The 18262-nt window shown below is 50.3% G+C and carries 14 protein-coding genes and 1 pseudogene; 8 read left to right on the plus strand and 7 right to left on the minus strand.

The genetic code is table 11. The annotated features are described in order from the left end of the window. Positions 1–305, minus strand: a 305-nt coding sequence (locus tag G465_RS0110150; protein WP_022654356.1) for a helix-turn-helix domain-containing protein, incomplete at its 3' end; no start/stop codon positions are given. Positions 306–478: 173 nt separating this feature from the next. Here G465_RS0110150 and G465_RS0110155 point away from each other — a divergent pair. Both G465_RS0110155 and mnmA read left to right on the plus strand, forming a co-directional pair. Further along, positions 479–931 (plus strand): NUDIX hydrolase, encoded by a 453-nt coding sequence (locus tag G465_RS0110155; protein WP_022654357.1) that lies wholly within the window; start codon positions 479–481, stop codon positions 929–931. After that, the gene (gene mnmA, locus G465_RS0110160) at positions 925–1998 is read left to right on the plus strand and encodes a tRNA 2-thiouridine(34) synthase MnmA (RefSeq protein ID WP_022654358.1); all 1074 of its coding nucleotides are present in this window, start codon (positions 925–927) and stop codon (positions 1996–1998) included. The genes G465_RS0110155 and mnmA overlap by 7 nt, the downstream gene beginning before the upstream one ends. Positions 1999–2105: 107 nt before the next feature. Here the strand turns inward: mnmA and G465_RS0110165 are convergent, their stop codons facing one another. The 4 genes from G465_RS0110165 to hsdR are packed head-to-tail and all read right to left on the minus strand — an operon-like array spanning position 2106 to position 7848. After that, the gene (locus G465_RS0110165; RefSeq protein ID WP_022654359.1) at positions 2106–3851 is read right to left on the minus strand and encodes a restriction endonuclease subunit S; all 1746 of its coding nucleotides are present in this window, start codon (positions 3849–3851) and stop codon (positions 2106–2108) included. Beyond that, the gene (locus tag G465_RS15830; RefSeq protein ID WP_022654360.1) at positions 3848–4003 is read right to left on the minus strand and encodes a hypothetical protein; all 156 of its coding nucleotides are present in this window, start codon (positions 4001–4003) and stop codon (positions 3848–3850) included. The genes G465_RS0110165 and G465_RS15830 overlap by 4 nt, the downstream gene beginning before the upstream one ends. Beyond that, on the minus strand, positions 4000–5493 hold the full coding sequence (locus G465_RS0110175) for a type I restriction-modification system subunit M (RefSeq protein WP_022654361.1): 1494 nt from the start codon (positions 5491–5493) through the stop codon (positions 4000–4002). Before G465_RS0110175 ends, G465_RS15830 begins: the two co-directional genes overlap by 4 nt. Before the next feature lie 12 nt (positions 5494–5505). Beyond that, a complete protein-coding gene (gene hsdR, locus G465_RS0110180) occupies positions 5506–7848 on the minus strand; it encodes an EcoAI/FtnUII family type I restriction enzme subunit R (protein WP_027405380.1) in 2343 nt (780 codons plus the stop codon). 316 nt (positions 7849–8164) lie between these two features. On the opposite strand from hsdR, the gene G465_RS0110185 reads away from it, so the two are divergent. Next, positions 8165–9478, plus strand: coding sequence for a hemolysin family protein (locus tag G465_RS0110185; protein WP_022654363.1), 1314 nt, complete (start codon positions 8165–8167; stop codon positions 9476–9478). Positions 9479–9550: 72 nt separating this feature from the next. On the opposite strand, the gene ppsA is transcribed toward G465_RS0110185, so the two are convergent. Continuing rightward, positions 9551–11941: a phosphoenolpyruvate synthase gene (ppsA, locus tag G465_RS0110190; RefSeq protein WP_022654364.1), complete on the minus strand. Its 2391-nt coding sequence runs from the start codon at positions 11939–11941 to the stop codon at positions 9551–9553. A gap of 174 nt (positions 11942–12115) precedes the next feature. Between ppsA and ppsR the strand changes: the two genes are divergently transcribed. The 5 genes from ppsR (at position 12116) to G465_RS0110215 (ending at position 17665) form a co-directional block, all read left to right on the plus strand. Then, entirely contained in the window at positions 12116–12943 is an 828-nt protein-coding gene (gene ppsR, locus G465_RS0110195; protein ID WP_022654365.1) for a posphoenolpyruvate synthetase regulatory kinase/phosphorylase PpsR, read from the plus strand. A 94-nt stretch (positions 12944–13037) separates the two neighbouring features. Further along, a complete protein-coding gene (gene trpC, locus G465_RS0110200) occupies positions 13038–13838 on the plus strand; it encodes an indole-3-glycerol phosphate synthase TrpC (RefSeq protein WP_022654366.1) in 801 nt (266 codons plus the stop codon). A 129-nt stretch (positions 13839–13967) separates the two neighbouring features. Beyond that, positions 13968–14639 (plus strand): YiaD family glycine zipper/OmpA-like lipoprotein, encoded by a 672-nt coding sequence (locus tag G465_RS0110205; protein ID WP_022654367.1) that lies wholly within the window; start codon positions 13968–13970, stop codon positions 14637–14639. A 32-nt stretch (positions 14640–14671) separates the two neighbouring features. Then, positions 14672–16540 carry a sensor domain-containing diguanylate cyclase gene (locus G465_RS14420; protein WP_022654368.1) on the plus strand — a complete coding sequence of 623 codons (1869 nt, stop codon included), beginning with the start codon at positions 14672–14674 and terminating at the stop codon, positions 16538–16540. 129 nt (positions 16541–16669) lie between these two features. Continuing rightward, complete coding sequence (locus G465_RS0110215; RefSeq protein WP_022654369.1) at positions 16670–17665, plus strand: cytochrome-c peroxidase; 996 nt, start codon at positions 16670–16672, stop codon at positions 17663–17665. A gap of 168 nt (positions 17666–17833) precedes the next feature. Here the strand turns inward: G465_RS0110215 and G465_RS0110220 are convergent. Then, positions 17834–18262 (minus strand): annotated as a pseudogene (locus tag G465_RS0110220) (hypothetical protein); the annotation flags it as partial.

The raw sequence follows: 18262 nt of genomic DNA on the forward strand, positions 1-18262 counted from the left end.
AACTTTGGAAATGCGGTACGTTTGGCAAAGAAGTTTTGATACGCTCGTTCTAAATCCTTCAAAGCCTGTTGCAAGGCTTGGCTTGGTGATTCTCTCAGCCAAGCAAATTCTTGCTTCCAACTGGGCAAAAGATTAGCCAATTTGACGTAAGAAAACTTGCTTGTCGGGTCAGTCTGATACCATTCCTTTTGCAATGCCAACGCCTTATTAAAGACGAACCGACACGAACCCGCAAAGCGCGACATTTGCCGTGTTTGCTGGCCGTTAGGTGTCAGTTGGAATTTGAAGGCTTGGAGTCGTTTCATGCGCTCATTATACAAACAGCAAAGTAAACATTGATTTGTTTTTACTTTACAACCACAACACTAAACCCAAAAACGGCTTTGCCGTTTGCGCCTGATATCCCCGCCATGAATGGCGAGGTTTTACGGCGCAAGGGATAATCATGTTTTTGCGGTGAGTTGAGACGGGGATCAACATGACACAATGGAAACCAAACGCCACAGTAGCGGCGATTGTTGAACGGGACGGACGTTTTTTATTGGTTGAGGAACAGACCAAACAGGGCATTCGCTTTAACCAACCTGCCGGTCATTGGGAATATGGCGAAACCTTGCAACAGGCGGTGATCCGCGAAACACAAGAAGAAACCGGCTGGTTAGTTGAACCCTATGCACTGTTGGGCATCTATACCGCTCCAGCAGCAGAACAATGTACCTATTTGCGGTTTGCGTTTTTATGTCGCCCAGTGTCCGAGACGGTGAATGCTACTTTGGATGACGGCATTATTGCGGCACACTGGCTGACCCTAGAACAAATTCGTGCCTGCCAATCACAACACCGCAGTCATATTGTGTTGCTGTGTGTTGAAGATGCGCTTGCTGGCAAGCATTATCCCTTGTCTTTAATTCAAGAATTTCCTCCATGTTAACTTCGAATAAAAAACGTATTGTTGTTGGATTATCCGGTGGTGTCGATTCCTCGGTAACTGCCCATTTGCTTAAACAGCAAGGCCATGAAGTGGTCGGGGTGTTTATGCAAAATTGGGAAGATGATAATGACGATGAATATTGCTCGATTAAGCAAGATGCCCTCGACGCGATGAGCGTGGCCGATCGGCTTGGCATTGATATTGAGATTGTCAATTTTGCACACGAGTATAAAGAGCGGGTGTTTTCTTATTTTTTACAAGAATATCGCGCTGGCCGGACACCTAACCCCGATGTGTTATGTAATGCCGAGATTAAATTTAAGGCCTTCCTTGATTATGCGTTGACGCTGGGGGCGGAGTGCATCGCCACTGGGCACTATGCGCGAAAGCTGGAACAAGACGGCAAGCACTACCTATTAAAAGGCGTTGATGCCAGCAAAGACCAAAGCTATTTTCTCTATCGTCTTAACCAATATCAATTATCGCGTGCGCTATTTCCCTTGGGCGAACTCCATAAAACAGCGGTCAGACAGATTGCTGAGGAAATTGGTTTACACAATGCGGCGAAAAAGGATTCGACAGGGATTTGCTTTATTGGCGAACGGCCTTTCCGTCAGTTTTTGCAGAATTACCTGCCCACCGAGCCGGGTGAGATGGTGACAGAAACAGGGCGTGTGGTGGGGCAACATCTCGGGTTGATGTATTACACCTTAGGTCAACGCAAAGGGTTGGGGATTGGTGGCGAGGGCTTGCCGTGGTTTGTTGCGGCAAAGGATATTCCGAATAATCGTCTGATTGTGGTGCAAGGCCATGATCATCCGTTGTTGTTGAAAGCAGATTTACACGCAGAACAGCTGTCATGGACTTTAGACCAACCGCCGAGTGCAGGCCGTTATACGGCGAAAAACCGTTATCGGATGGCTGATGCAGAGTGTGATATCGAAACGGTGGTGGACGACCGATTAACGGTGCATTTCCCGCAAAAACAGTGGGCCATTACCCCGGGGCAGTCTGTGGTGTTATACGATGGTGATATCTGTCTTGGTGGTGGCATTATTCATGCGTAGTGATTGATTTTTGAAAGTTAGCCACGCAAGAAAAACTTGCGTGGTTTTTTTGACGGTTTGATTTCCTGCGAAATCGGTTTGGTACTAGGTTTCGGCCTGTGTGGTCGTCATGCCTTTGCCCGTGCTTTCTCGGTTAGGGCATCGGCTAGATGCAGTTGGGTGGTTTGTGCTTCACTCAGGCGGGATTTGAGTTGGTCGCACACGGTCATTAGTTCATCGACTTTGGCGACGATGCGGTGTTGTTCTTCCAAAGGAGGTACGGCGATTAGAAAGTTCGACAAGCTTGGAATATTGAGCTTGGGCATCTTGATGCGGTTTTCCTCCCGCCTCACCTGCGCCAGAAAAGGCTCAGAAAGAATAATTTTCAGAAGATATTGTTTAGACAACCCAACTACTCTAAGTGGGTACATGTCCGCGCTACACAGTCCGTCAAACTCAGCGATGACGGCCTTTGACAAAGACGGACGGATTTTTGAGTAGAGGATTTGTCCAGCATAAAACCTGTTGTTTGGACCTGTTATACCTGCTTCAGCAACTGTTCGTCGGAATAGTAGTTTCCCCGTCCCTTTTTCTATTGAATCTGGAGCTATTTGATCAAGGTCTTGAAAATCTTGCGGGGCAACAAGTTCTGATTGAAAACTTACGACCGTTCCAAACCTAGCCCAACTCCATACGCTTGGTAGATCAAACAACAACTCCTGTTCTGATACAGGCGACAGCGGCTTGTCCTTCTTGATCTTCCCTTCTTTCACTAGCTTCGCTTTCTCGGCAGCAATCCTCTTGAGCAGTTCGCTGGCGGGTTCGTCGTTCGGGTCTTGCGGGACGAGCTTGCCCATCACCGCCAGTTGCAGGATGGTTTGCTTAAGTTGGTCGATGCTTTCTTCGGTGGTGAATAGCATATCGAAGTGGCCGGCGATGCGCTGCCATGCGCTGGTGAATTGCGCGTGATCGGCGGCGCTGGTTAGCGTGTTCAGCAAGGTTTCCACCAGCGTTTGATGTGCGCCGAGGCTGGCGTCGGTTTGTTGCTCAAGCTGGTCGCATAACGCCATCAGTTCATCGACTTTGGCAACGATGCGGTGTTGCTCGGGGAGTGGGGGCAGTGGCAGAGGATTGAAAGAGAAAAACTCTGTTGGTACGCGTTTCTGACCGGCGGAGCCAGTCATCTTGGTTTCACCAACGCGCAGGAATGGTGGCGATTTCAGGTACAGCAGCAAATAGCTTCTGCTTACGAATTCACCAATTGGCCGAACAACGTGAAGCTCGGTTGTCCCCGCACCAACACTGTTGTGAAGGCCTGAAAATATCGCTGCCTTGCTGTTCTCAAAGCACGGCGTGATTTTCGCTATTGCTACGTCTCCGTCTGCGAAATGTGTATAGCCTTTCTTGATTTCAGCCCAGTGCTTTGATTCGTGATCATGCCGACCATCGAATCTTGTCGAGATAAGTGGCATCGGAACAAACGATGCAATGACATCGTCTTTGACTTCGTTTCGAGGGGCAATTTCTCCGAGTGCGGCCATACACGTCCAAGACCAACCAGACGGCAAATGCTGGCTTCCTCCCGAAATTGAAGGCAGTGGTTTGCCCTTCTTGATCTTCCCTTCCTTCACCAACTTCGCCTTCTCAGCGGCAATCCTCTTGAGCAATTCACTCGCCGGTTCATCGCTCGGGTCCTGCGGCACTAGCATACCGCGCACGGCCAATTCCAAAATCAGCTCGCGCAGCTTCTTGATGCCGTACAACTCGACCTTGCGGGACGAACCTCGGCCGGCGGCGGATTTGCGTTTAAGGGCGGTGCTCCACAGATCGAGGTGATCGGTGACGAGTTTTTCCACTGGCGTTATAGCGTTCATGCTTGCCCCTCGCGTTGGTTTTCCATGCGCATGAGCTGGCGCAGGTGGGGCCAAGTCAAATTGCTACGCAGTGCGTAGCAAATCTGCTCAACGATGCGGTGACCGATCTGCCAGTAGGCTTCGATCATGGCGGTATTTTCAAGTCGGTTCATGCGTCACGCTCCAGCGCAGCAGCAAGGATGCCCTTGAGCTGGTCGCGCAGCGACTGGATGTCCTGCTGCTGTGCCCGATACTGCTGTAGGAGTTCTTCTGGGTCATGGCTGACCTGCTCGCCAACGTGTGGGTTTTTGATGTCGAGGTTGTAGTTACGGGTGGCAATGTCTTCAAGACTGACCTTCCATGCCTGCGGTGTTTCCTTGCGGGCTGCGAAGCCTTCGGCCTCGTCGCCCCACCAAGCGCATTCGGTGGCGAATTCCTCGAACTGCATCGGGCGAGTCTTGTTGTAACTGGTGATGCCTTCGGGATAGGGATGCTCGTAGAACCAAACTTCCTTCGTTGCCGGCCATTCGGCTTCGGGCTTTTTGGTGAAGAAAAGGATGTTGGTTTTGATGCCGGTGTAGGGGTTGAACACGCCATTGGGCAGGCGAACGATGGTGTGCAGATGGCATTGCTCCAACAGCATCTGCTTCAGGCGGGTTTTCATCCCTTCGCCGAACAAGAAGCCATCAGGCAACACCACAGCAGCGCGGCCATTTATCTTGAGCAGTTTCACGACCAAGGCCATGAATAGGTCGGCGGTTTCTCGCGTGCGCAGGGTGGCGGGGAATTGGTTTTCGACGCCGTCTTCTTCCATGCCACCGAAGGGCGGGTTGGTGATGATGACGTTGACGCGGTCGGCCTCGCCGTAATCCTTATAGGCGCGGCGGCTGAGCATGTTGTCGTGTTCAATCTGCGTCGGTGTATCAATGCCATGCAGAATCATGTTGGTGGTGCATAGCATGTGCGGCAGGGCTTTTTTCTCGACGCCGTGGATGCTGGCAACGAGGACGGCTTCGTCCTCTGCGTTCTTCACGTAGCGGTTGCGCTTGTGGTCAATGGTACAGGCAAGAAAACCGCCGGTGCCACAGGCGGGGTCGAGCACGCTTTCGGCGAGCTTGGGGTCGATCCGGTCAACGATGAATTTGGTTACAGCACGGGGGGTATAAAACTCGCCCGCGTTGCCGGCGCTTTGCAGGTCTTTCAGAATCTGTTCGTAAATGCTGCCGAAGGTGTGGCGGTCTTGCGTATTGTTGAAATCGATCTCGCAAATCTTGTTGATGACCTGCCGCATCAGGGTGCCGGACTTCATGTAGTTGTAGGCATCCTCGAACACATTGCGGATCACGAGGGCACGCTCGCCGGTGGGGCCACTGACCGCGAGCTTATTCTTCAGCGTGGGAAAAAGTTGCAGGTTCACGAAGTCGCTAAGCTCGTCCCCCGTGATTCCTTCGGAATTGGCCGCCCAGTTGCGCCAGCGTAGGGGCTCGGGCAGTGGCGACTTGTAGTGGTCTTCCAGTAGTTCGATTTCGGCTTCACGGTCATCGTAAATTTTGAGGAAGAACATCCATACCAACTGACTGATGCGCTGGGCGTCGCCATCGACGCCGACATCCTTGCGCATGATGTCCTGAATGGACTTGATGATACCGCTGACGTTACTCATTTTATTTCCAGATTAACTAACTTGTTTGAAGAGTTCGGTTTCAAGGGCCTGTAAGGCTGCTTCGTAATTGGCCTTACCGCCGAATACGTTGTTGATGATTTCCACCGGCGTGCCCACTTGTTTGAAGGGATCAAGCTTAAGGACGTTGTTGTTCTCGATACTGGCGATGCCTTCATCGGCGTATTTGTCGAGCAACGCTTCTAGCACGGCACGCGCCTTGTCGCCGTATTGGGTGAAGTAGTTACGTTTCTTGACGTTGTTGGCGCGCTCGGCACGGGTGAGGGGCGGCTGGTCAAAGGCGATATGGCAGATGAGGTCAAAATCGCCGTAGTCGTTGCCCACTTCCTTGGCGAGCTTGGGCAGTTCGATGCCGTACTCCGCAAGTTCTTCGATGATGGCGGCCTTCTTCTTGCTGCTGTGCCATTTTTGCAGGAAGTTGTCCAAAGAGCCGAATTCTTGGCGGATGCTCTTGCGGCTGTAATCACGATAGCTTTCGGTAACCATCTTGCCGTCTTCGCCATACACCTCGACACGCTCAGAAACAATGTGAACGGTAACGCCGCTGACATGGTATTTCTTGACGCCTTCGCCTTCTTCATCACCCGTGCCGCCCTCTTCACCGTCATCTTCGGGATCGGGGGGAACGGGGTCATCATCAGGCCCTGGCTCATAGATCACCACCGGCTCACCATCAAAATCTGGGTCCTTGAAAAGCTCGGTGGCTTTTTTGAAATCCATGATGGTGAAGAAATACTTGTTCTGCGATTCTTCAATGCGTGTGCCGCGCCCGACAATCTGCTTGAAGGTGGTCATGGATTTGATGCTTTTATCCAGCACGATGACCTTGCAAGTTTTGGCATCCACACCTGTCGTGAGCAATTCAGAGGTGGTGGCAATCACAGGATACTTGCTTTCAGGGTCAATAAAGTTATCTAGCTCAGCCTTGCCTTCGATGCTGTCACCAGTAATTCGCATGACGTACTTGCTGTTGTTTTTTGCCAGATCTCCTGCTGCATTCACGATAGCTTTGCGCATACGCTCGGCGTGGTCGATGTCTTCACAGAAGATGATGGTCTTCTGGAACGGGTCGGTGGCGTTGAGCAACTTCATGACGCGCTCGGCAACCAGTTTGGTGCGCTGGTTCAGTACCAGAATGCGGTCCATATCGACCTGATTGTATTCACGCTGCTCGATCGTGTTGCCGAGGTCGTCTTTCATGCCGGCCGGTGGCGTCCAGCCGTAAATATCCTTGTCGATATCGATACGCACCACCTTGTAAGGCGCGAGGAATCCATCTTGAATGCCTTGCTTGAGCGAATAGGTGTAGATCGGTTCGCCAAAGTAGGTGATGTTGGAAGCGTACTTCGTTTCCTTGGGCGTGGCAGTCAGGCCGAGCTGGATGGCACCATTGAAGTATTCGAGAATTTCTTTCCAAGCGGAATCGTCGTTGGCGCTGCCTCGGTGGCATTCGTCGATGACGATAAGGTCAAAGAAATCACGCGAGACGGTTTTGAATATCTTGTCTTCTTCATCGGGGCCGGTCAGTGCCTGATACAAGCCCAGATAGACCTCATAAGACGGATCAATCTTGCGATTGCGAATTTTCGTCATCACCGAGCCGAAGGGTTTGAAGTCGTTGACCAGTGTTTGATCCGCCAAAATGTTGCGGTCCACCAAGAAAAGGATGCGCTTTGCCTTTTTTGCCTTCCAAAGACGATAAATAATCTGGAAGGTGGTATAGGTCTTGCCCGTGCCGGTGGCCATCACCAGTAGTAGGCGCTTTTCGCCTTGGGCGACTTTTTCGATGACGCGGTTGATGGCTTCCGCTTGGTAATAGCGGGGCTCTTTGTTGCTGCCATCATCGTGATAGGGTTCGGTAACAAGGGATTCTTGATCGTCTGCAATACCTCTGAAACGCTTGTAGCGCGCCCAGAGTTCGTCTGGCGACGGAAACGCCTCTAGCCCGAATTCGGTTTCAGTGTCTTCGCCTGCGGCAGCCGTCTTGTCATGGCTGGCAAACCCGTCTCCGTTGGAACTGAATGCACAAGGCACATCCAGAATTTCGGCATAGCCTAGGGCCTGCTGCAAGCCATGGCTGATGGTGTAGTTGTTTTCCTTGGCTTCTACTACCGCCAACGGTACGCCCTTCTCTTTTTGCAGAACGTAATCGGCGAACTTCTTTTTCTTTGTGTTGCGCGAGGAGAGATTGCCTCGTACAACAACAGGACCCGGCGTGAGAGTGACTTCGCGACGAATCTGCGTCATTTCATCCCAGCCGGCATTGACGATTGCAGGTGTGATGAATTTTGCTTTGATATCAGCCTCACTAAGCGTTTTTTTTTCCTTGGAATCCATCGTTACCTTCATCAACAAATCGGAAATTATGCCGAATCCCTGATTTTGCAGAAAATTGAGTACGAGGTCGATAGCAAGATAGGAAAAAGCGTAGTCCGATTTTTAGATAATGTTGCGATGCGAGTGATGATGGTACAAAAAAATCTGTTACGATGATCGTCCTTTTATGACTTGGAGGTTTGCCGAGCTTGGCTCGAATTCCTATGGACAGTTCTAGTTTGCGTGATCGTTCACTTCCCCTACCGCTGGTTATTTCCCCTTCTTATTTGTTCCCTCAGTTGTTTCTCTGTTCTGTTGCCGTTGATGGAGGCGCAGAGTGGAAATTCTAATTCTGCTTGGTTTAATCGTACTGAATGGCGTATTTGCCATGTCAGAAATTGCCTTGGTCACGGCGCGTAAAGCCCGTTTGAGCAAGTTGGCCGAAGAAGGTAACGGCTCGGCACGTATCGCCCTAGAATTGGGCGAAGATCCCACCAAATTTTTATCAACAGTCCAAATCGGTATCACCTCGATTGGGGTGCTGAATGGTATTTTCGGTGAAGCTATTTTGGCGGCACCTTTGGCACACTGGTTACAATCTTTGGGTGTTGAAGACGCACTGGCTTCGTTTAGTGCTACCGCCATTGTGGTGGTATTAGTGACCTATATCTCGATTGTCGTCGGTGAGTTAGTCCCGAAACGCTTAGGGCAAATGAGCCCAGAGTCGATTGCTTGCTTAGTGGCACGCCCGATGCAGTTGTTGGCGATGTTAACCCGACCCTTTGTGATGTTGTTGAGTGTATCGACCCATTCCTTGTTAAAACTATTGGGTGTCAAACAACAGGCACAAAGCAGTGTGACCGAAGAAGAAATTCAGGCCATTTTAGAAGAAGGCTCTGAAGCTGGGGTGATTGAAGAAAACCAGCGTGATCTATTGCGTAATGTGTTCCGGTTGGAAGAACGTCAACTCGGTTCGCTGATGATTCCACGTTCTGAAGTGGTGTTTATCGATACTGCTTTGTCTGCCGAAGAAAACCTACAACGGATGGTTGACTCTAAACACTCTCGTTTTCCGGTGTGTCAGGGCAGTTTGGATCAAGCCATTGGCGTATTGCATGCTAAACAAGCGTTGGCACAGATTACCCGTGGTGAACAGCCGAATTATTCCGCAGACTTAATGCCGTGTGTCTATGTGCCAGAAACCTTGACCGGCATGGAGCTATTAGACCAATTCCGCGCTAATAACATGCAAATGGTGTTTGTGATTGATGAATATGGCGAAGTTGAAGGGATTGTCACGCTGCAAGATGTATTAGAAGCGGTGACCGGCGAATTTACCCCGCAAAATGGTGAAGATGCGTGGGCGGTGAAACGTGAGGATGGTTCGTGGCTATTAGATGGCACCATTCCAGTTTTGGAATTAAAAGACTGTCTTGCCCTGAAACTGGTACCAGAAGAAGATAAAGGCCGCTATCACACCCTCAGCGGCATGGTGATGCTGTTATTGGGACGCGTGCCGAAAACCAGCGATTACGCCGAATGGCAGGGCTGGCGCTTTGAAGTGGTTGATATGGATGGGAAGCGTATTGATAAGGTGTTAGCGTCGCCTTTGCCTCCATTGGAAATCGCACCACAGCCACCGGAAACATAGCCTCAATGCGGTAAAGATAAAAAAAGGGCACATCGTAAGATGCGCCCTTTTTTCTATTGCAACGACCGTCAATTAGGCTTTAGTGCCCAATTCTTTTGCCAGATACAACCATGTTTCAACCACTGTGTCAGGATTTAACGACACAGTTTCAATGCCTTCTTCAACCAACCACTTAGCAAAGTCAGGATGATCGGATGGGCCTTGGCCGCAAATACCGACATACTTGTTCAAGCGGCGGCAAGTCGAAATTGCCATGTGCAGCATGGCTTTCACCGCAGGGTCGCGCTCATCGAATGTCGGGGCGATTGGGCCACCGGAATCACGGTCCACACCCAAGGTCAATTGGGTCATATCGTTGGAACCGATGGAGAAACCGTCGAAGTATTCGAGGAACTGTTCTGCTAACACGGCGTTGGTTGGCAATTCGCACATCATGATCAAACGCAGATCATTTTTGCCACGCTCCAAACCAAACTCTTTCAGAATATCGACCACTTTGGCGGCTTCGGTCAGTGTCCGCACAAATGGAATCATCACTTCCACGTTGGTCAGACCCATGATGTCGCGCACTTTACGAATGGCGCGGCATTCCAGCTCGAAGCAATCGCGGAATTCTGGCGCAATGTAGCGAGCCGCACCACGGAAACCAATCATTGGGTTTTCTTCGTGGGGTTCGTACAAGCTGCCGCCGATCAAGTTGGCGTATTCGTTCGATTTGAAATCGGACAAACGCACAATGACTTTCTTCGGCCAGAAAGCAGCGGCCAAGGTGGCAACGCCTTCCGCAATTTTATCGACATAGAAATCGACTGGGCTGGCATAACCGGCGATGCGGTCGGTGATGGTGGCTTGCAATTCAGGATCTAAACGATCGAACTCGAGCAATGCTTTCGGGTGAATACCGATTTGACGGTTAATCACGAACTCCATCCGAGCCAAGCCGACGCCTTCGTTTGGCAACTGAGCGAAATCGAATGCCAATTCGGGGTTACCGACGTTCATCATCAACTTCACTGGCGCTTCTGGCATTTTATCCAGTGCCAGATCGATGATTTCGATGTCGAGCAAACCGTCGTAGATATGACCTGCATCACCTTCGGCGCAAGACACGGTCACTTGCATGCCGTCTTTCAGCATTTCTGTTGCATTACCGCAACCTACCACCGCTGGAATGCCTAATTCACGCGCAATAATCGCAGCGTGACAGGTACGACCACCACGGTTGGTAACGATAGCTGCGGCACGTTTCATCACCGGCTCCCAATCGGGGTCGGTCATGTCGGTCACTAACACATCGCCTGGTTTGACGCGATCCATCTCGCTGGCATCTTGAATTAAACGCACCACACCTTGGCCGATTTTTTGACCAATGGCACGGCCTTCAACCAGCAAAGGTGATTTGTTTTTCAAGCGATAGCGGCGCAGGGTATCAACACGCGATTCTTGCGATTTGACGGTTTCTGGACGCGCTTGCAGGATGTAGAGCTTGCCATCGACCCCATCTTTACCCCACTCGATGTCCATTGGACGCTCGTAGTGTTTTTCGATAATCAGGGCAAAGCGTGCCAATTCTTCCACGTCGGCATCCGACAGCGAGAATTGACGGCGCAATTCAGGGTCAACATCCAAGGTGCGCACCGAACGACCGGCTTCGCGGTTCTCGGTGAACTCCATCTTGATCAGTTTCGAACCCATGTTCTTACGCAAAATCGCAGGGCGACCTGCTTGCAGCGTTGGTTTGTGAACATAGAATTCGTCAGGGTTGACGGCACCTTGCACCACGGTTTCGCCCAAGCCATAAGAGGCGGTCACGAACACCACATCGTCAAAACCCGATTCGGTATCGATGGTGAACATCACGCCGGCTGCACCGCAGTCGGAACGCACCATGCGTTGAATACCGGCGGACAAGGCGACCACATCGTGAGCAAAGCCCTTGTGGACGCGATACGAGATAGCGCGGTCGTTGTAGAGCGAGGCAAAGACATGTTTGATGGCACCCATCACATTGTCAAAGCCGCGAATGTTAAGGAAAGTTTCCTGTTGACCTGCAAACGAGGCGTCAGGTAAATCTTCGGCTGTAGCGGACGAACGTACCGCAACCGAAATTTCTGCGCCAGAATCCGCTACCATTTGCTCGTAAGCGGTGCGGATTTCGTTTTCCAGTTGGGCGGGGAAAGGCGTATCAACAATCAGTTGACGGATTTCTTTACCAACGCGGGCCAGTTCCACGACATCTTCGACGTCGAGCTTGGCAAGCATCTCGTTGATACGATCCGACAAACCGTTGTGAGCCAGAAAATCGCGATACGCTTGGGCGGTTGTTGCGAAACCACCGGGGACACGCACACCGGAACTGGCAAGTTGGCTAATCATTTCGCCAAGCGATGCATTTTTACCACCAACGTGTTCCACGTCGGTCATACGTAGCTTGTCGAACCAGACAACGTAATTCTCTGCCATTATCAAGCTTCCTGTTTTGGAGGGGGATGACGATGAGGGGGACTAAGAAAGGCCGCATTCTAGCCGAAACCGCAGCTAAAACGTAACATTTTGCACTGCACAAAACGGAAGAAAAGCCAAAATTTTTGGCATATCCCCTGTATCTTGCTCACTTTTTGTTAGGAAATTGCCCATATGCCACACCGCCGCTCTGCTTTTTTTATCTCAGATCGCACTGGGATTACCGCTGAATCGCTGGGTCATACCCTGCTGACTCAGTTCGATACCTTGGAGTTTAAACGTGAAACCTTGCCTTTTATCGACACTGTCGAGAAGGCCGAAGAAACGGCTCGTCTGATCCGCGATCGAGCTGAATACGACCATCACAAACCCTTGGTATTTCTCAGTATTGTTGACCGTGCGGTACAACATGCCTTGCTTAGTATCAAAGATCATGCGGTGGTGGTGGATTTTTTTGAAACTTTTATTGGGGCGATTGAGCAAGAGTTGGGGATGACCGCTTCACGGCAGGTAGGTAAATCTCATGGGATTGGCAATGACGAGAAATACGGTCACCGTATTGATGCGGTGAATTTCTCGCTGAATCATGATGACGGCGTGAAGCCTCGTGATTTGGATGAGGCAGATGTGATTTTGGTTGGGGTGTCGCGCTCGGGAAAAACGCCGACCTGCTTATACCTTGCTTTGCAATACGGTATTAAAGCAGCTAACTACCCTCTCACGCCTGATGATTTTGGCGCGCCGACTTTGCCTAAATTGTTGTTGCCCTATCGCAGTAAATTATTCGGCTTGACCATTCAGCCTGATCGTTTGGTACAAATTCGCAGCGAACGGCGGCCAAACAGTCATTATGCCTCGTTAGATAACTGCCGCTTTGAAGTCGCTGAAGCCGAGGCCATGTTCCGCCATCACCGCATTCCGTATATCACCACCACCAGCAAGTCGATCGAGGAAATTGCCACTACCATCATGCACCAAACCCATCTCAAACGTCGTTTTTAAGATGGCAATTTTCTCCATAGCAGAGCACGCAAGTTAGGCGGCTCTGCTATGATCAGTTTTGATAATTTTTCATTCTTTCTTCGTGCTAACCCTTATGTCCGATATTCTCCAAACCATTCTGCAAACCAAACATCAAGAAGTCGCGAAATCCCGTGCGGCACTGCCTTTCGCCGAAATACGCGCCCAAGCCGAAGCACGCCACGATGTCCGCGATTTTGTAGCAGCCATTCGCGCTAAACACGCAGCACAACAGCCCGCTGTGATTGCAGAAATTAAAAAAGCCAGCCCTTCAAAAGGGGTGATTCGTGCTGATTTCGACCCTGTGGCGATTGCACAAAGTTATGCCCAATATGGTGCGGCGTGTCTGTCGGTGTTGACGGATGAGCAATACTTTCAAGGGCAAGCAGCGTATTTACAGGCGGCGCGGGCGGCGTGTGATTTACCGGTGTTGCGAAAAGATTTTATGGTCGATCCCTATCAAATTTTTGAAGCACGGGCGATGGGGGCCGATTGCATTTTATTGATTGTGTCGGCTTTAGACGATGCCCAGCTGCAAGATTTTGAAGCGCAAGCCATTGCCTTGGGGATGTCGGTGTTGGTCGAAGTCCATGATGCAGCAGAACTGGAACGCGCCCAGCGTTTACAAACGCCGCTGATTGGGGTCAACAACCGTAATCTCCGCACATTCGAAGTCAGTATTCAACACACCCTTGATTTGTTGCCAGATTATCAGCCTCAGCGGATTGTGGTCACAGAAAGTGGTATTCGGACGCCGACGGAAGTGGCACAGCTACGGCAACAAAAGGTAGAGACTTTCTTGGTGGGTGAGGCATTTATGCGAGAAAACGACCCGGGAATGGCATTAGAACGCTTATTTTCTGCGTCAGTGAGCTAGCATAAATATCAGCAATGCGCGCAAAATAACACAGCGATACCTAAAAAAAGGAGGCTGTGTTGACTTTGCCTCGGCTAAGCCAAACACATGTTGCCTTGCTCGACCTTCCATTCCACTAGAGGATTTGTGATGTTAAAGAAATCTGTTCTTGGCTTAGTGATCAGTTCACTGTTGTTAAGTGCGTGTGCAACCGATCAATATGGCCGTCCACGCGATATGAACAACACCGAAAAAGGCGCCATCATGGGCACTTTGGGTGGTGCTGTGGCTGGTGCGTTAATCAACCATAAAAATCGGGGTAAAGGCGCGTTAATTGGTGCGATTGGCGGTGGATTGGCCGGTACTGCCATTGGTGCGTACATGGATAACCAAGCCAAAGACTTTACCCGCAGTTTGACGTCTGAGATTCAATCAGGCGCTATCACCGTGGTGAAAAACGCCGATCATTCAATCGTGGTGACCATGACGGATAGCACTGCCTTTGATGTGAATTCGTATGCGATTAAAGGCGGTTTTTATCCAACGATGAATAAGATTGCCGATATTGTGAACAAGTACGGCAAAACAACGCTGACCATTACGGGTCATACCGATAGCAGTGGCAGCGATCGAATCAACCAACCGTTGTCACAAAATCGGGCAAAAGCGGTCAATGATTACCTCGAAGGGCGCAATGTTGCCCAACAGCGGTTGTCGTACTACGGTTTAGGCGCAAAACAACCCCGTGCGTCAAATGCTACCGAGGCAGGTAAACGCCTCAATCGTCGAGTGGAAATCTTGATCCAAGCCGTTCAAGCCTAAGCATCTGCTGTGGTTTTTCTTGAAAGCTTACCATGCCGCGCTTGCCTACCAACACTCCGCTAAAGTCGGAACAATTTTCCATCCAGTCTTGGCGTGCCATGCAACGCCGCTGGCGGGTCTATCCGCTATTGGGGGCGGGGTTGGTGGCAGGGGTGGTGTTGGTGATGAGTTTATTGATTGAGCATTCGGAAGAACAACGCGAAATCGACCGCCTACGCAGTGACATCACGACGCAGGCCAGTCAACTGCGTGCTCGCATTGAGCATGAAATCAACGCGCCGCTGCATTTAAGTTTTGGCCTGAGCACCTTTATCAGTGGTAATCCCGAATTTACCGAAGACCAATTTGCTCGTATGACGCAACAGATGTTGCGCGTGAACAACCATGTTCGCCATATCGTGGCCGCCCCTGATAATGTGGTGCGGTATGTGGTGCCATTAAAAGGGAATGAAAAGGCCATGGGCCTTGCCTATATGCACCATCCCGAACAACGCGATAGTGTGTTGCAAATTATGCGTACAGGTAAGCCGATGGTGGCGGGGCCGGTGAACTTGGTACAAGGGGGACAGGCCTTTATCAATCGAGTGCCAATTTTTATTTCCAACGAAGATCACCCTCGCTATGGCGAATATTGGGGTTTGTTGTCGGTGGTGATGAATAGCACCACGCTGTTACACGCCACTGGGATTGATAAACCCTATCCTGGTTTAGAAATCGGCTTGCGTGGCCGTGATGGTCTCGGGGCACAAGGTGGCATGATTTATGGTAAGGCCGAGGTATTCGAACACCGTCCAGTGCTGTTAGAAGTCAATCTCCCCGGTGGTTCGACATGGCAATTGGGGCTGGCGCCGCAACAAGGTTGGCATCATGCAGTGTGGGCGGACTCGAATTTATTGCGCTATCGCATTCTCGGTATCAGTCTTGCGGTGATGGTGGGCATCATGGCGTTTTTGTGGTTAACCCATTTGCGCCGTTTACGTGAGCAAGACGATAAATTACAGCTACTAGCCTGTGCTTTTGAGCACAGTGCCGAGGCGATTTTTATCAGTGATGCCGAAAACCGCATTATTGCAGCCAACCCCGCATTTACCCGTCTGACGGGTTATGCGTTGCCAGAAATTTTGGGGCAGAACCCAAGCGTATTATCTGCAGGACAAACCCCCACCTCGGTGTATGAGGCAATGTGGATGAGTTTGGAACAGCATGGGCATTGGCAGGGTGAGATTTGGGATAAACGTAACAACGGCGAGATTTATCCGAAGTGGCTCAATATCTCGGTGATGCGTAACAGTAAGCACGAGGTGATTTATTACATTGCCAGTTTCACCGATATCACCGATCAAAAACGCAACGAAGAAAAAATTCGTCATCTTGCTCATCACGATTATCTGACGGGCTTGCCCAATCGTTTTACGCTACATCAGCGCATGGCTGAGGATATTCGACAAGCGAAACAAGACTGTGCCATGTTGGCCGTGCTGTTTATCGATTTAGACCGTTTTAAACCGATTAACGATACCTATGGTCATGAAGTGGGTGATAAGTTGTTGATTGAAGTCGCGAATCGGTTGAAGGAAACTGTTCGCCGTAATGATGTGGTGGCGCGATTGGGTGGCGATGAGTTTGTGGTGGAGTTGTTACAACTGGGGCATGTCAATGAAGCGGCAGCTGTCGCGGAGAAAATTTTGCATCGCCTCGGTGCGGCTTATCACATCGAAGGTCACGAGCTCTATACCACGCCCAGTATCGGTATCAGTTTGTTCCCCACTGATGCTGATCAGGCCGATACGCTGTTAAAACAAGCAGATACTGCGATGTACCATGCCAAAGCACAAGGCCGCAATGTCTATCGCTTTTTCAATCACGATATGCACCCGATCAGTGAGTTAGAAGACTTCTAAACTCTTTTCTAAAACAACAAAAACGTAAAAAATCGCTACAATGTCGTTTTATTTGATATGGCTCAAATATTTTAGGTAGTGTATCTCTACACTCATCACTGTCTCATCTCGATCAGTGAGGGCTTTATCATGATGAAAAAAATCGCAGTGGCCATTGGCTGTAGTCTGTTGATGGGGGGCTCGGTGGTGGCGGCACCGATGAATGAGCCAATTCAACCGATTCAGCCCGCGAAGGTGAAAAACCCCGCTATGGTAGAGCTGGGCAAGAAATTGTTTTTTGATGTTCGCTTGTCGCGTTCTGGCTTTATTTCCTGTAACTCCTGTCACAATTTGTCGATGGGTGGGTCGGACAACCTGAAAACATCGATTGGCCACAACTGGCAAAAGGGGCCGATCAATGCGCCGACTGTGCTGAATTCCAGTCTTAACTTGGCCCAATTTTGGGATGGCCGCGCAAAAGATTTGAAGGAACAAGCCGGTGGGCCAATCGCCAATCCGGGCGAAATGGCCTTTACCCACGAATTAGCCGTCGATGTATTGGCCTCGATTCCTCAATATGTGAATGAATTTAAGACGGTATTTGGTGACAAGAATGTCAACATCGACCGTGTGACACAGGCTATCGCAGCATTTGAAGATACGTTGGTGACTCCTGACTCCCGTTTTGACCAGTGGCTGAAAGGCAACAAAAAAGCCTTAACGGTACAAGAGTTGCGCGGTTATCAAACTTTTAAAACCAGTGGTTGTGTTGCTTGTCACAACGGACCTGCTGTCGGCGGAAATTCTTTCCAGAAGATGGGTTTAGTGCAGCCTTATGCGTCGACCAGCCCAGCAGAAGGCCGAGTGGCGGTGACGGGGAAGGATGCTGACCGCTTTAATTTCAAAGTACCTACCTTGCGTAATGTGGAATTGACCTATCCCTACTTCCATGATGGTGAGGCGGCTACTTTGCATCAGGCAGTCGATATCATGGGGCGGTTACAGTTGGGCCGTCAGTTCAGCAAGCAAGAAGTGGAAGATGTGGTGTCGTTCCTGAAAACATTGACCGGCAAACAACCTGATTTCAAATTGCCAATTTTGCCGCCATCCAGTGAAAAAACCCCACCACCACGCCCATTTGATTGAGCGAAATTGAATTGCAAAAGCCCCTGTTTAAACAGGGGCTTTTTGTTGAGTTCGGTAGTGTGGGCACGTTTCTGTGCCCACGATATCGGTAAAAAATGGCAAAACATCGCCGTGTGTAGCACAAATAGTAGGGCTGGCACAGGGGACTGCCCTTACTACGGGTGCTGATCAACCCTCGAAAATATCCTCTAACCGCTGCGCCTGCGTTAACGACACTCCCCATTGCTGCAACTGCTCCGGCGTTGCTGTCCGTAACCGCGACAACACCCAATCCGGCAACGGCTGACCAAATTTTGTTTCGATCATACTGCGGAGGAATATTTTCATGCCTTCTTCGCGGCCTTCCTCACGGCCTTTTTGCATACCTTTTTGAATTCCCATCTCCAGCCCTCGCTGTTCACCACGTTCTTCTGCGACTTGAATCTCCGTGTTGTAATCCCAAACCGCACGTTGCCGTGCAATGGCGCGCAGTTGTTCTTCTTTGGTTTGGCTGAGGGTTTCTAAAGAACGTAGTGCAGTCACCACTGGGGTATGTGTCAGCTGTGCCATGATGTGTTGCTCCTGCCAATGTTCAAACAGATCGACCCAATTCTTTAA

Source organism: Aquaspirillum serpens DSM 68 (genome assembly GCF_000420525.1).
GTDB lineage: Bacteria > Pseudomonadota > Gammaproteobacteria > Burkholderiales > Aquaspirillaceae > Aquaspirillum > Aquaspirillum serpens.

Excerpts from the sequence above, each read along its gene's own strand:
- G465_RS0110155 (WP_022654357.1), top strand. The coding sequence starts at position 479 with ATGACACAATGGAAACCAAACGCCACAGTAGCGGCGATTGTTGAACGG.
- mnmA (WP_022654358.1), top strand. The coding sequence starts at position 925 with ATGTTAACTTCGAATAAAAAACGTATTGTTGTTGGATTATCCGGTGGT.
- G465_RS0110165 (WP_022654359.1), bottom strand. The coding sequence starts at position 3,851 with ATGAACGCTATAACGCCAGTGGAAAAACTCGTCACCGATCACCTCGAT.
- G465_RS15830 (WP_022654360.1), bottom strand. The coding sequence starts at position 4,003 with ATGAACCGACTTGAAAATACCGCCATGATCGAAGCCTACTGGCAGATC.
- G465_RS0110175 (WP_022654361.1), bottom strand. The coding sequence starts at position 5,493 with ATGAGTAACGTCAGCGGTATCATCAAGTCCATTCAGGACATCATGCGC.
- hsdR (WP_027405380.1), bottom strand. The coding sequence starts at position 7,848 with ATGGATTCCAAGGAAAAAAAAACGCTTAGTGAGGCTGATATCAAAGCA.
- ppsA (WP_022654364.1), bottom strand. The coding sequence starts at position 11,941 with ATGGCAGAGAATTACGTTGTCTGGTTCGACAAGCTACGTATGACCGAC.
- ppsR (WP_022654365.1), top strand. The coding sequence starts at position 12,116 with ATGCCACACCGCCGCTCTGCTTTTTTTATCTCAGATCGCACTGGGATT.
- trpC (WP_022654366.1), top strand. The coding sequence starts at position 13,038 with ATGTCCGATATTCTCCAAACCATTCTGCAAACCAAACATCAAGAAGTC.
- G465_RS0110205 (WP_022654367.1), top strand. The coding sequence starts at position 13,968 with ATGTTAAAGAAATCTGTTCTTGGCTTAGTGATCAGTTCACTGTTGTTA.
- G465_RS14420 (WP_022654368.1), top strand. The coding sequence starts at position 14,672 with ATGCCGCGCTTGCCTACCAACACTCCGCTAAAGTCGGAACAATTTTCC.
- G465_RS0110215 (WP_022654369.1), top strand. The coding sequence starts at position 16,670 with ATGATGAAAAAAATCGCAGTGGCCATTGGCTGTAGTCTGTTGATGGGG.